The 13,093-nt window shown below is 42.7% G+C and carries 16 protein-coding genes and 1 other annotated feature; of the genes, 15 read left to right on the top strand and 1 reads right to left on the bottom strand.

The window, feature by feature from the left end:
- The first annotated feature begins 8 nt into the window (after positions 1 to 8).
- From yabA to ATE37_RS00295, 8 genes are all read left to right on the top strand, one after another.
- Positions 9 to 326, top strand: a complete 318-nt coding sequence (gene yabA / locus ATE37_RS00260) for a DNA replication initiation control protein YabA (protein WP_000358229.1) — start codon at positions 9 to 11, stop codon at positions 324 to 326.
- A gap of 2 nt (positions 327 to 328) precedes the next feature.
- Positions 329 to 1,195: a 16S rRNA (cytidine(1402)-2'-O)-methyltransferase gene (gene rsmI, locus ATE37_RS00265; RefSeq protein ID WP_084867054.1), complete on the top strand. Its 867-nt coding sequence runs from the start codon at positions 329 to 331 to the stop codon at positions 1,193 to 1,195.
- A gap of 145 nt (positions 1,196 to 1,340) precedes the next feature.
- The gene (gene trmFO / locus ATE37_RS00270; protein ID WP_042902397.1) at positions 1,341 to 2,675 is read left to right on the top strand and encodes a methylenetetrahydrofolate--tRNA-(uracil(54)-C(5))-methyltransferase (FADH(2)-oxidizing) TrmFO; all 1,335 of its coding nucleotides are present in this window, start codon (positions 1,341 to 1,343) and stop codon (positions 2,673 to 2,675) included.
- Between the two features lie 83 nt (positions 2,676 to 2,758).
- Entirely contained in the window at positions 2,759 to 3,496 is a 738-nt protein-coding gene (pyrH, locus tag ATE37_RS00275; protein WP_000002996.1) for a UMP kinase, read from the top strand.
- A gap of 7 nt (positions 3,497 to 3,503) precedes the next feature.
- Positions 3,504 to 4,061 (top strand): ribosome recycling factor, encoded by a 558-nt coding sequence (frr, locus tag ATE37_RS00280; protein ID WP_001262234.1) that lies wholly within the window; start codon positions 3,504 to 3,506, stop codon positions 4,059 to 4,061.
- A gap of 59 nt (positions 4,062 to 4,120) precedes the next feature.
- Positions 4,121 to 4,975 carry an RNA-binding virulence regulatory protein CvfB gene (gene cvfB / locus ATE37_RS00285; RefSeq protein ID WP_084867055.1) on the top strand — a complete coding sequence of 285 codons (855 nt, stop codon included), beginning with the start codon at positions 4,121 to 4,123 and terminating at the stop codon, positions 4,973 to 4,975.
- Positions 4,976 to 4,983: 8 nt separating this feature from the next.
- Positions 4,984 to 5,199: a YozE family protein gene (locus ATE37_RS00290; RefSeq protein ID WP_084867057.1), complete on the top strand. Its 216-nt coding sequence runs from the start codon at positions 4,984 to 4,986 to the stop codon at positions 5,197 to 5,199.
- An 80-nt stretch (positions 5,200 to 5,279) separates the two neighbouring features.
- Positions 5,280 to 6,266 carry a PhoH family protein gene (locus tag ATE37_RS00295; protein WP_000658167.1) on the top strand — a complete coding sequence of 329 codons (987 nt, stop codon included), beginning with the start codon at positions 5,280 to 5,282 and terminating at the stop codon, positions 6,264 to 6,266.
- Between the two features lie 52 nt (positions 6,267 to 6,318).
- Here the strand turns inward: ATE37_RS00295 and ald are convergent, their stop codons facing one another.
- A complete protein-coding gene (gene ald / locus ATE37_RS00300; RefSeq protein ID WP_084867058.1) occupies positions 6,319 to 7,431 on the bottom strand; it encodes an alanine dehydrogenase in 1,113 nt (370 codons plus the stop codon).
- 176 nt (positions 7,432 to 7,607) lie between these two features.
- Between ald and ATE37_RS00305 the strand changes: the two genes are divergently transcribed.
- The 7 genes from ATE37_RS00305 to gloA all read left to right on the top strand — a co-directional run bounded on the left by ATE37_RS00305 (position 7,608) and on the right by gloA (position 12,951).
- Positions 7,608 to 8,177: a GNAT family N-acetyltransferase gene (locus tag ATE37_RS00305; RefSeq protein ID WP_084867060.1), complete on the top strand. Its 570-nt coding sequence runs from the start codon at positions 7,608 to 7,610 to the stop codon at positions 8,175 to 8,177.
- Between the two features lie 66 nt (positions 8,178 to 8,243).
- A complete protein-coding gene (locus ATE37_RS00310) occupies positions 8,244 to 8,894 on the top strand; it encodes a helix-hairpin-helix domain-containing protein (RefSeq protein ID WP_084867061.1) in 651 nt (216 codons plus the stop codon).
- Entirely contained in the window at positions 8,878 to 11,118 is a 2,241-nt protein-coding gene (locus ATE37_RS00315; RefSeq protein WP_084867063.1) for a DNA internalization-related competence protein ComEC/Rec2, read from the top strand. Before ATE37_RS00310 ends, ATE37_RS00315 begins: the two co-directional genes overlap by 17 nt.
- A 73-nt stretch (positions 11,119 to 11,191) precedes the next feature.
- Positions 11,192 to 11,323, top strand: a sequence feature (ribosomal protein L20 leader region).
- Positions 11,324 to 11,338: 15 nt separating this feature from the next.
- Positions 11,339 to 11,869, top strand: a complete 531-nt coding sequence (gene infC, locus ATE37_RS00320; RefSeq protein WP_000848184.1) for a translation initiation factor IF-3 — start codon at positions 11,339 to 11,341, stop codon at positions 11,867 to 11,869.
- Positions 11,870 to 11,901: 32 nt separating this feature from the next.
- Positions 11,902 to 12,102, top strand: coding sequence for a 50S ribosomal protein L35 (gene rpmI / locus ATE37_RS00325; RefSeq protein WP_001125942.1), 201 nt, complete (start codon positions 11,902 to 11,904; stop codon positions 12,100 to 12,102).
- 51 nt (positions 12,103 to 12,153) lie between these two features.
- Entirely contained in the window at positions 12,154 to 12,513 is a 360-nt protein-coding gene (rplT, locus tag ATE37_RS00330; protein ID WP_000124830.1) for a 50S ribosomal protein L20, read from the top strand.
- Between the two features lie 57 nt (positions 12,514 to 12,570).
- Positions 12,571 to 12,951 carry a lactoylglutathione lyase gene (gene gloA / locus ATE37_RS00335; RefSeq protein ID WP_000157151.1) on the top strand — a complete coding sequence of 127 codons (381 nt, stop codon included), beginning with the start codon at positions 12,571 to 12,573 and terminating at the stop codon, positions 12,949 to 12,951.
- Positions 12,952 to 13,093 lie beyond the last annotated feature (142 nt).

Genomic DNA, 13,093 nt, shown 5'->3' on the forward strand with positions numbered 1-13,093 from the left:
GCTGGTTTATGGACAAAAAAGAATTATTTGATGCACTAGACGATTTTTCCCAACAGCTACTAGTGACCTTGGCCGATGTAGAAGCCATTAAGAAAAATCTCAAGAGCCTGGTAGAGGAAAATACAGCTCTTCGTTTGGAAAATAGTAAGTTGCGCGAACGCTTGGGCGAGGTGGAAGCAGATACCCCCGTTAAGGCCAAGCACGTTCGTGAAAGCGTCCGCCGAATCTATAAAGACGGTTTTCACGTATGTAATGATTTTTATGGACAACGTCGCGAGCAGGACGAGGAATGTATGTTCTGTGATGAGTTGTTATATAGGGAGTAAGCATGCAGATTCAAAAAAGTTTTAAGGGACAATCTCCCTATGGCAAACTTTACCTAGTAGCAACACCGATTGGCAATCTAGATGATATGACTTTTCGTGCCATCCAGACCTTGAAAGAGGTGGATTGGATTGCTGCTGAGGACACGCGCAATACGGGGCTTTTACTCAAGCATTTTGATATTTCCACCAAGCAGATCAGTTTTCACGAGCACAATGCCAAGGAAAAAATTCCTGATTTGATTGGTTTCTTGAAAGCAGGACAAAGTATTGCTCAGGTTTCTGACGCGGGTCTGCCTAGTATCTCGGACCCTGGTCATGATTTGGTCAAGGCAGCTATTGAGGAAGAAATCGCAGTTGTTACCGTTCCAGGTGCTTCTGCAGGGATTTCTGCCTTGATTGCCAGCGGTTTAGCACCACAGCCACATATCTTTTACGGTTTCTTACCTAGAAAATCAGGCCAGCAAAAGCAATTTTTCGACTCGAAAAAAGACTATCCAGAAACTCAAATTTTCTATGAATCGCCCCATCGTGTAGCGGATACGCTAGAAAATATGCTAGCAGTATACGGCGATCGATCGGTGGTCTTGGTCAGAGAATTGACCAAAATCTATGAAGAATACCAACGAGGTACCATTTCTGAGTTATTAGAAAACATAGCTGAAACGCCACTCAAGGGCGAATGCCTTCTCATCGTTGAAGGCGCTAGTCAGGATGTGGAGGAAAAGGGCGAGGAGGACTTATTTTCAGAAATCCAATCTCGTATCCAGCAAGGCATGAAGAAAAATCAAGCCATTAAGGAAGTTGCGAAACTCTACCAGTGGAATAAAAGTCAGCTCTACGCTGCCTACCACGACTGGGAAGAAAATTAAGAAAATGACTAAACAGGGAAGTTTGCCTTCTTCCCTTTTTTTGTTATACTAGTAAAAGAAAAATTAGAAAGATTTGTGGGTGTCAAACAGTCTAGTAGCTTGTTTTGATATGAACTTAGGTTCCACCCAACGAGGTATTAGTGTCGTGTCTCAATCTTATATCAATGTTATCGGTGCTGGCTTGGCAGGGTCTGAAGCAGCTTACCAAATCGCAGAACGTGGTATTCCAGTTAAACTCTATGAAATGCGTGGTGTCAAGTCAACACCCCAACACAAAACAGACAATTTTGCTGAATTGGTTTGTTCCAATTCCTTACGTGGGGATGCTTTGACCAATGCAGTTGGGCTTCTCAAGGAAGAAATGCGTCGCTTGGGTTCTGTTATCTTGGAATCTGCTGAAGCTACACGTGTTCCTGCAGGCGGTGCGCTTGCGGTGGACCGCGATGGTTTCTCCCAAATGGTGACTGAGAAAGTGGCCAACCACCCCTTGATTGAGGTGGTTCGTGATGAAATTACAGAATTGCCGACGGATGTTATTACGGTTGTAGCAACTGGTCCTTTGACCAGCGATGCCCTGGCTGAGAAGATTCATGCCCTTAATGATGGGGATGGATTCTATTTCTATGACGCGGCGGCGCCGATTATCGACGTTAACACCATCGATATGAGCAAGGTCTATCTCAAGTCTCGTTATGACAAGGGAGAGGCGGCCTACCTCAATGCTCCAATGACCAAGCAAGAGTTTATGGATTTCCATGAAGCCTTGGTCAATGCGGAAGAAGCACCGCTCAATTCCTTTGAAAAAGAAAAGTACTTTGAAGGTTGTATGCCTATCGAAGTCATGGCTAAGCGTGGCATTAAAACCATGCTTTATGGTCCGATGAAGCCAGTCGGTTTGGAGTATCCAGACGACTACACAGGACCTCGTGATGGCGAATTTAAAACCCCTTATGCAGTTGTTCAACTTCGTCAGGACAATGCGGCTGGTAGCCTCTACAATATCGTTGGTTTCCAAACCCACCTCAAATGGGGAGAACAAAAGCGTGTCTTCCAAATGATTCCAGGTCTTGAAAATGCTGAGTTTGTCCGTTATGGGGTCATGCACCGCAATTCTTACATGGATTCACCAAATCTTCTTGAACAGACTTACCGTTCTAAGAAACAACCCAACCTCTTCTTTGCTGGTCAAATGACGGGTGTAGAAGGCTATGTTGAGTCAGCAGCCTCAGGCTTGGTTGCAGGTATTAACGCGGCTCGACTCTTCAAGGGTGAAAGTGAAGCTATCTTCCCAGAGACCACAGCGATTGGAAGTCTAGCTCATTACATCACTCACGCTGATAGCAAACATTTCCAACCGATGAATGTCAATTTTGGGATTATCAAGGAATTGGAAGGAGAGCGTATCCGTGATAAAAAAGCTCGTTATGAAAAAATTGCAGAGCGTGCTCTTGCTGACTTAGAGGAATTTTTAACGGTTTAATTTTTTTCAAAGAATTGCTCATGGCACTATAAAAATCTTAGAAATTGTGATAAAATAGGTAGGATAAAAAAAGGAGAGTAAAAATGGCGAACCCCAAGTATAAACGTATTTTAATCAAGTTATCAGGTGAAGCCCTTGCCGGTGAACGTGGCGTAGGGATTGATATCCAAACAGTTCAAACAATCGCAAAAGAGATTCAAGAAGTTCATAGCTTAGGTATCGAAATTGCCCTTGTTATTGGTGGAGGAAATCTCTGGCGTGGTGAACCTGCTGCAGAAGCAGGAATGGACCGTGTTCAGGCAGATTACACTGGAATGCTTGGGACCGTGATGAATGCTCTTGTGATGGCAGATTCATTGCAGCAAGTTGGCGTCGATACGCGTGTGCAAACTGCCATTGCTATGCAACAAGTGGCAGAACCTTACGTACGTGGACGTGCCCTTCGCCACCTTGAAAAAGGTCGTATCGTTATCTTTGGTGCTGGAATTGGTTCACCTTACTTCTCAACAGATACAACAGCGGCTCTTCGTGCAGCTGAAATCGAAGCGGATGCCATTCTTATGGCTAAAAATGGCGTAGACGGTGTTTACAATGCCGATCCTAAGAAAGACAAGACAGCTGTTAAGTTTGAAGAATTGACCCACCGTGATGTTATCAATAAAGGTCTTCGTATCATGGACTCAACTGCTTCAACCCTCTCTATGGACAACGACATTGACTTGGTTGTCTTTAACATGAACCAACCAGGCAACATCAAACGTGTCGTATTTGGTGAAAATATCGGAACAACAGTTTCAAACAATATCGAAGAAAAGGAATAAGAAAATTATGGCTAATGCAATTGTAGAAAAAGCTAAAGAGAGAATGACCCAGTCTCACCAATCACTTGCACGTGAATTTGGTGGTATCCGTGCAGGACGTGCCAATGCAAGCTTGCTGGACCGTATCCACGTAGAATACTATGGAGTCGAAACTCCTCTTAACCAAATCGCTTCAATTACTATTCCAGAAGCGCGTGTTTTGTTGGTGACACCATTTGACAAGTCTTCATTGAAAGACATCGAACGTGCCTTGAACGCTTCTGATCTTGGTATTACACCAGCTAATGACGGCTCCGTAATCCGCTTGGTTATCCCAGCTCTTACAGAAGAAACTCGTCGTGACCTTGCTAAAGAAGTGAAGAAGGTCGGTGAAAATGCTAAAGTGGCTATTCGTAACATCCGTCGTGATGCTATGGACGAAGCTAAGAAACAAGAAAAAGCAAAAGAAATCACTGAAGACGAATTGAAAACTCTTGAAAAAGATATTCAAAAAGTAACAGACGATGCTGTTAAACACATCGACGACATGACTGCCAATAAAGAAAAAGAACTTTTGGAAGTCTAAAAATAAACAGAAAAACTCAGTTGGCATCGCTGGCTGAGTTTTATTCGAAAGAAGGAACTATGAATACAAATCTTGCAAGTTTTATCGTTGGACTTATCATCGATGAAAATGACCGTTTTTACTTTGTGCAAAAGGATGGTCAGACCTATGCTCTTGCTAAGGAAGAAGGTCAACATATAGTAGGGGATACGGTCAAAGGTTTTGCCTACACGGATATGAAGCAAAAACTCCGCTTGACCACTCAAGAAGTTACTGCGACTCAGGACCAATTTGGTTGGGGAACCGTAACAGAAGTTCGAAAGGACTTGGGTGTCTTTGTCGATACTGGTCTACCTGATAAGGAAATCGTTGTGTCACTCGATATCCTCCCTGAGCTCAAGGAACTATGGCCTAAGAAGGGTGATAAACTTTACATCCGTCTTGAAGTGGACAAGAAAGACCGAATCTGGGGACTCTTGGCGTATCAGGAAGACTTCCAACGTCTGGCTCGTCCTGCCTACAACAACATGCAGAACCAAAACTGGCCAGCCATTGTTTACCGTCTCAAGCTGTCAGGGACCTTTGTCTATCTGCCAGAGAATAACATGCTTGGTTTCATTCACCCAAGTGAGCGCTACTCAGAGCCACGTTTGGGGCAAGTGTTAGATGCGCGTGTCATCGGTTTCCGTGAAGTGGACCGTACCTTGAACCTATCCCTCAAACCACGTTCTTTTGAGATGTTGGAAAATGATGCTCAGATGATTTTGACCTACTTGGAAAGCAATGGCGGTTTCATGACCTTGAATGATAAGTCGTCTCATGAGGATATCAAGGCAACCTTTGGTATCTCTAAAGGTCAGTTCAAGAAAGCACTCGGTGGCTTGATGAAGGCTGGCAAAATCAAGCAAGACCAGTTTGGTACAGAGTTGATTTAGGGAGGCTTATGAGAAAATCATTTTATACATGGCTTATGACTGAACGCAATCCTAAAAGTAATAGTCCCAAAGCCATTTTAGCAGACTTGGCCTTTCAGGAGTCAACCTTCCCAAAACACACGGATGATTTTGATGAGGTGAGTCGCTTTTTGGAGGAGCATGCCAGCTTCTCTTTTAACCTAGGAGACTTTGACGCCATCTGGCAAGAATACTTAGAACACTAGAGACAATGAGATGAGGCTAGTATTTTATTGTTCTCTTTGCTATAATAAAAAGAAATAAACGGATTAGAGAGGTTCTTTATTTGAAGGAACATTCAATAGACATTCAACTAAGTCACCCAGATGACCTGTTTCATCTTTTTGGTTCCAATGAGCGCCATCTTCGTTTGATGGAAGAAGAGCTCGATGTTGTGATTCATGCCCGTACGGAAATTGTCCAGGTTATTGGAGAAGAGTCTGCCTGTGAGGAAGCCCGTCAGGTTATCCAGGCTTTGATGGTTTTGGTGAATCGAGGGATGACGGTTGGCACGCCAGATGTGGTGACTGCGATTAGCATGGTCAAAAACGATGAAATCGACAAGTTTGTCGCCCTTTACGAAGAAGAAATTATCAAGGACAATACTGGGAAACCGATTCGTGTCAAAACCTTAGGTCAAAAACTTTATGTGGACAGTGTCAAACAGCATGATGTGACCTTTGGAATCGGACCAGCAGGGACAGGGAAGACCTTTCTTGCAGTGACCTTGGCAGTGACTGCCCTTAAACGTGGGCAAGTCAAGCGGATTATCCTCACTCGACCAGCAGTCGAAGCAGGTGAGAGTCTAGGATTTCTTCCGGGTGATCTTAAGGAGAAGGTTGATCCCTATCTTCGACCAGTTTATGATGCTTTGTACCAGATTCTCGGCAAAGACCAAACGACTCGTCTCATGGAGCGTGAAATCATTGAAATTGCGCCCCTTGCCTATATGCGTGGTCGGACCTTGGATGATGCCTTTGTCATTCTCGATGAGGCACAGAATACGACCATCATGCAGATGAAGATGTTCCTGACTCGTTTAGGCTTTAATTCGAAGATGATTGTCAATGGAGATATCAGCCAGATTGACCTGCCACGTAATGTTAAGTCCGGTTTGATTGATGCTCAAGAAAAGCTCAAGAACATTCACCAAATCGACTTTGTTCATTTTTCAGCCAAGGATGTGGTTCGCCATCCAGTTGTCGCTCAGATTATCCGAGCTTATGAACCGGCACCAGTTAAAAATGAAGAAAAGAAGGAAGAGACAGAGTAGCAGAAAAAGAGCAGTTCCATTTGAACTGCTCTTTTTTAATGAGTGTATAGCTTTAAACAAGTTCGTCGATTGACGTGTGATCTTTATCGAGACCTTGAGCAACTGGGAGGCTGGTCAAGTAACCTTGATAAGTGGTCACACCTTGACGCAAGCCCTCATCTTCAGCAATTGCTTGTGCGAATCCTTTGCCAGCAAGAGCCTCGATATAAGGAAGAGTGACATTGGTTAGGGCGATAGTAGAAGTACGGGCGACCGCACCAGGGATATTGGCAACGGCATAGTGGAGAACACCGTATTTTTCATAGACAGGTTCATCGTGCGTTGTCACACGGTCAGCCGTCTCGATGACGCCACCTTGGTCAACGGCAACGTCAACGATGACAGAGCCTGAACGCATTTGTTTGACCATCTCATCTGTCACCAATTTTGGTGCTTTGGCACCAGGGATGAGAACCGCACCAATCACTACATCAGCATCTCTCACACTTGCTTCGATGTTGAATGAATTAGACATAAGAGTTTGAATTTGGTTTCCAAAGACTTCTTCTAGAACCGAGAGACGCTTAGCGCTGATATCTAAAATAGTCACTTGAGCACCAAGACCAAGGGCAATGCGGGCAGCATGTGTACCGACGACACCACCACCGATGATGGTTACTTTTCCTTTTGGAACACCTGGTACACCACCTAGTAGGACACCAGCACCACCAGCTTGCTTAGTAAGAAAGTGAGCTCCGATTTGAACAGCCATACGACCTGCAACCTCACTCATAGGAACGAGGAGCGGTAGTTGTCTTTGATTGTCACGAACAGTTTCATAGGCAATTCCTGTTGTTTTGGCTGCTAACATAGCTTCTGCTAATTCTGGAGCAGCGGCCATGTGCAAGTAGGTGAAGAGGAGAAGGTCGTCGCGCAAGTAAGCATATTCAGAAGCTAATGGCTCTTTTACTTTCACGACTAACTCTGCTGCCCAGGCTTCGCCAGCAGTAGCGACAATCTCCGCCCCTTGCTTTTGATAGTCTGCATCAGTAAAGCCTGAACCGAGACCAGCATTTGTTTCGATGAGGACACGATGTCCACGACTGACTAAACTGTGGACGCCAGCAGGAGTGAGGGCAACACGGTTCTCATTATTTTTAATTTCTTTTGGAATTCCGATTAACATAGAGATAACCTACCTTTCAATTGACGGTCTTGTTTTGGTTGTCACATTCCAGTTCATAAATCAAAAATGTGATGGTTTTATTGTATATGAAACCGCTTCAAAAATCAAGAAAAACTTGTCATCCAAATTTATTTATGCTAGACTAGTGAGAATCAAGCTCTAATGGAGGAAAAAGCATGGAATCAATATTTGTGAAATTTGCCCAGTATCCATCAATAGAAACGGAGCGTTTATTGCTCCGACCTGTAACCTTGGACGATGCAGAAGCCATGTTTGAGTATGCTTCAGACAGAGAAAATACACGCTACACTTTTCCAACAAATCAAAGCTTAGAAGAAACCAAGAACAACATCGCTCAGTTTTACTTGGCTAATCCCTTGGGCCGCTGGGGGATCGAGCTAAAAAGCAATGGTCAGTTTATCGGTACCATTGATTTGCAAAAGATTGATACTGTTCTTAAGAAGGCAGCTATTGGTTATATTATCAATCAAAAGTATTGGAATCAAGGATTGACGACAGAAGCCAATCGCGCCGTGATTGAGCTGGCTTTTGAGAAGGTTGGAATGAACAAGTTGATCGCTCTTCACGATAAGGATAATCCCGCATCAGGAAAGGTCATGGAGAAATCAGGTATGCGCTTTTCCCACGAAGAACCCTATGCCAGAATGGATAACAAAGAACCAGGACGAATCGTCACAAGAGTTCATTATGTCTTGACTAAGGAAGATTATTTTGCAAATAAATAAGCAGTTGAAAAGAAATTTTCGACTGTTTTTTCTTTCTCTTGCGAATAACTTAAGAGAGGAGAAAATATGGAAGCAATTATCGAGAAAATCAAAGAGTATAAAATCATTGTCATCTGTGCTGGTTTGGGCTTGGCCTTGGGCGGATTTTTCCTACTAAAGCCAACTTCACAAACACCTGTGAAAGAAACAAACTTGCAAGCTGAAGTCCCGGCCGTTTCAAAGGATTCATCGTCTGAAAAAGAAGTGAAAAAGGAAGAAAAGGAAGAGTCTCCTGAACAAGATCTAATCACAGTAGATGTCAAAGGTGCTGTTAAATCGCCAGGGATTTATGATTTGCCAGTAGGAAGTCGAGTTCATGATGCCGTTCAGAAAGCTGGTGGATTGACAGAGAAAGCAGATAGTAAATCGCTCAATCTCGCTCAGAAAGTCAGTGACGAGGCTCTTGTCTATGTTCCAACTAAGGGAGAAGAAGTGGCTAGTCAGCAGGCTGCCTCTGGAACGACTGCTTCGACAAGTAAAGATAAAAAGGTCAACCTCAATAAAGCTAGTCTGGAAGAACTCAAGCAGGTCAAAGGCTTGGGAGGAAAACGAGCCCAGGATATTATCGACCATCGTGAGGCAAATGGCAAATTCAAGTCGGTAGATGAATTAAAGAAGGTCTCTGGTATTGGCGCTAAGACCATAGAAAAGCTAAAAGATTATGTCACAGTCGATTAAGAATTTCCCTTTCCCCCTAATCTATCTGAGTTTTCTGTTACTCTGGCTTTACTATGCCATTTTTGGAGTGTCCTATCTCGCACTGCTAGGTTTTGTTTTTTTGCTTGTCTGTCTCTTTTTCCAATTTCCTTGGAAATCGGCTGGTAAAGTTCTAGCGATTTGTGGAGTTTTTGGATTTTGTTTTTTGTTTCAAAACTGGCAACAGACACAAGCTAGTCAGAACCTAGTGGATTCTGTTGAAAGGGTACGAATTTTACCAGATACCATCAAAGTCAATGGAGACAGTCTGTCCTTTCGGGGCAAGGCTGACGGCCGCACCTTCCAAGTTTATTATAAACTCCAGTCCGAGGAAGAGAAAGAGCTCTTTCAGGCCTTAACAGACCTTCACGAGATAGAGCTAGAAGGAAAACTTTCTGAGCCTGAAGGGCAGAGAAATTTTGGTGGATTTGACTACCAAGCCTATCTGAAGACTCAAGGAATTTACCAAACTTTGACTATCAAGAGTATCCAGTCAATGAAACAGGTTAGCAGTTGGGATATAGGAGAAAATCTGTCTAGTTTACGTCGAAAGGCTATTGTTTGGATCAAGACGCACTTTCCAGATCCTATGCGCAATTATATGACAGGTCTTCTTTTAGGACATTTGGACACAGACTTTGAGGAGATGAATGAGCTCTATTCCAGTCTTGGAATTATCCATCTCTTTGCCTTGTCGGGTATGCAGGTGGGCTTCTTTATGGATGCCTTTAAGAAACTCCTCTTACGATTGGGCTTGACCCAAGAAAAGTTGAAGTGGCTAACTTATCCCTTTTCTCTTATCTATGCAGGTCTGACAGGATTTTCAGCTTCGGTCATTCGCAGTCTCTTGCAAAAGTTACTAGCACAACATGGTATTAAGGGCTTGGATAATTTTGCCTTGACGATCCTTGTCCTCTTTATCATCATGCCCAACTTTTTCTTGACAGCAGGAGGAGTCTTGTCCTGCGCATACGCTTTTATCTTGACTATGACAAGCAAAGAAGGGGAGGGACTCAAGGCTGTTGCTAGAGAAAGTCTGGTCATTTCCTTGGGAATATTGCCCGTTTTATCCTTTTATTTTGCAGAATTTCAGCCTTGGTCTATTCTTTTGACCTTTGTATTTTCCTTTCTGTTTGACTTGGTATTCTTGCCTCTTTTGTCCATCTTATTCATTCTGTCTTTTATTTACCCAGTCACTCAGTTTAACTTTGTCTTTGAGTGGTTGGAGAACCTCATTCGCTTGGTATCGCAGCTGGCAAACAGGCCTCTGGTCTTTGGTCAACCCAATGCAGGGCTGTTGATTCTACTGTTGATTTCCTTGGCAATACTGTATGATTTTAGGGAAAACATCAAAAGAGTAGCAGGATTTAGTCTTTTTATTGTGGGGCTCTTTTTTCTGATCAAGCATCCACTTGAAAATGAGATCACCATGCTGGATGTGGGGCAAGGAGAAAGTATTTTCCTACGGGATGTAGCTGGGAAAACTATTCTCATAGATGTGGGAGGAAAGGCAGAGACTGATAAGAAAATTGAAAAATGGCAAGAAAAGGCGACGACCAGCAATGCCCAGCGAACCTTGATTCCCTATCTGAAAAGTCGAGGAGTAGATAAGATTGATCAGCTGATTTTGACCAATACAGACAAGGAGCATGTTGGAGATTTGCTGGAGGTGATCAAGGCTTTCCATGTCGGAGAGATTTTAGTATCAAAAGGAAGTCTGGCACAGAAGGAATTTGTGGCAGAATTAGAAGTAAGCCAAACTAAGGTGCGCAGTGTGACAGAGGGGGATAATTTTTCTATTTTTGGCAGTTACTTAGAAGTCCTATCTCCAAGGAAGATTGGAGATGGAAGTCATGATGATTCTCTCCTTCTTTATGGGAAACTCTTGGATAAGCACTTTCTCTTTACTGGAAACTTGAAGGAGAAGGGAGAAAAGGATCTTCTAAAGCAATTTCCTACCTTAGAGGTGGATGTCTTGAAAGCAAGCCAACATGGTGCTAAAACCTCATCAAATCCAACTTTCCTAGAAAAAATCAAACCAGAAATTACTCTCATCTCAGTTGGAAAAAATAATCGTGTGAAACTCCCCCATCAGGAAACCTTGACACGAATGGAAAGTATCAAGAGTAAGATTTACAGAACTGACCAGCAAGGGGCTATCCGCTTTAAAGGATGGAATAGTTGGCGAATTGAAACGGTGCGATAAAATAGACAAAGTTTTTTGAAAAAATGATTTTTTATCTTGACAAGGGATAGAAAACTTGGTATCATATAAAAGTTGAGAAAAGCAGAAGTGAGAGCTTCTCGCCTTGTGACATCAAGTTGCCTGGCCCTACGGATGAAAAGTTTCTAAGAAACGCTATCATAACGTGCGGGCTTGTATTATTACGAGTCCGCTATTGTTTTTCTCTAATAATAAAAAAGAGGTGAAAACCATAGCAAAGCAAGACTTATTCATCAATGATGAAATTCGTGTACGTGAAGTTCGCTTGATCGGTCTTGAGGGAGAACAGCTAGGCATCAAGCCACTCAGCGAAGCGCAAGCATTGGCTGATAGTGCAAATGTTGACTTAGTATTGATTCAACCCCAAGCAAAACCACCTGTTGCTAAAATTATGGACTACGGTAAGTTCAAATTTGAGTATCAGAAAAAGCAAAAAGAACAACGTAAAAAACAAAGTGTTGTTACTGTGAAAGAAGTTCGTCTGAGTCCAACTATTGACAAGGGTGACTTTGACACAAAACTTCGCAATGCACGCAAGTTCCTTGAAAAAGGAAATAAAGTTAAGGTATCTATTCGCTTTAAGGGTCGTATGATTACCCATAAAGAGATTGGTGCAAAAGTTTTAGCTGAGTTTGCTGAAGCAACACAAGATATTGCGATCATCGAACAACGAGCTAAGATGGATGGACGCCAAATGTTCATGCAGTTGGCGCCAGCAACTGACAAAAAATAATTGTCAGAAAGTTAAATAAAGGAGAAAAAATCATGCCAAAACAAAAAACACACCGCGCATCAGCTAAACGTTTCAAACGTACAGGTTCTGGTGGACTTAAACGTTTCCGTGCTTACACTTCTCACCGTTTCCACGGAAAAACTAAGAAACAACGTCGTCATCTTCGTAAAGCATCTATGGTGCATTCAGGAGATTTCAAACGTATCAAAGCAATGCTTACTCGCTTGAAATAATAGCCTAACAGTAAGTAAACAATTCTAGGAAATATTTGGAGGAAATAAAACATGGCACGTGTTAAAGGTGGCGTTGTATCACGCAAACGTCGTAAACGTATTCTTAAATTAGCAAAAGGTTACTATGGAGCTAAACACATCTTGTTCCGTACTGCAAAAGAACAAGTAATGAACTCTTACTACTATGCATACCGTGACCGTCGTCAGAAAAAACGTGACTTCCGTAAATTGTGGATCACTCGTATCAATGCGGCAGCTCGTTTGAACGGACTTTCATACTCACAATTGATGCATGGTTTGAAATTGGCTGAGATCGAAGTTAACCGTAAAATGCTTGCTGACTTGGCTGTTAACGATGCAGCAGCTTTCACAGCTCTTGCAGATGCAGCTAAAGCAAAACTTGGTAAATAATAATTGATAAGACTGGAACAGGATTGTCCCAGTCTTTTTAAAAATAAAGGAGAACATATGGCTTCAAAAATGTTACACACTTGCTTGCGAGTAGAAAACCTTGAAAAATCAATTGCATTTTATCAAGATGCTTTTGGTTTTAAAGAATTGCGTCGCAGAGATTTTCCAGATCATGCTTTCACCATTGTCTATCTAGGACTTGAGGGGGATGACTATGAGTTGGAGTTGACCTATAACTACGATCACGGTCCTTACGTGGTGGGAGATGGCTTTGCCCATATCGCTCTCAGCACACCTGACCTTGAGGCCCTACATCAAGAACATAGTGCTAAAGGCTATGAAGTTACAGAGCCTAATGGACTTCCAGGAACTGCACCAAACTATTACTTTATCAAGGATCCTGATGGCTACAAGGTCGAAGTCATTCGTGAAAAATAATCCCATGAAGTCAAGTAGAATGTTCGTTTTCTACTTGACTTTTTTTCTTTGAAAGAGTATACTAATAAAAATTTAACCTTTAAGGGGAGTCCAGAGAGACTCACAAGGTGTCAGATAAAAGGGATAGTGGGCTCTCTGTGGA

The organism is Streptococcus oralis subsp. tigurinus (assembly GCF_002093575.1).
Taxonomy (GTDB): Bacteria; Bacillota; Bacilli; order Lactobacillales; family Streptococcaceae; genus Streptococcus; species Streptococcus oralis_CH.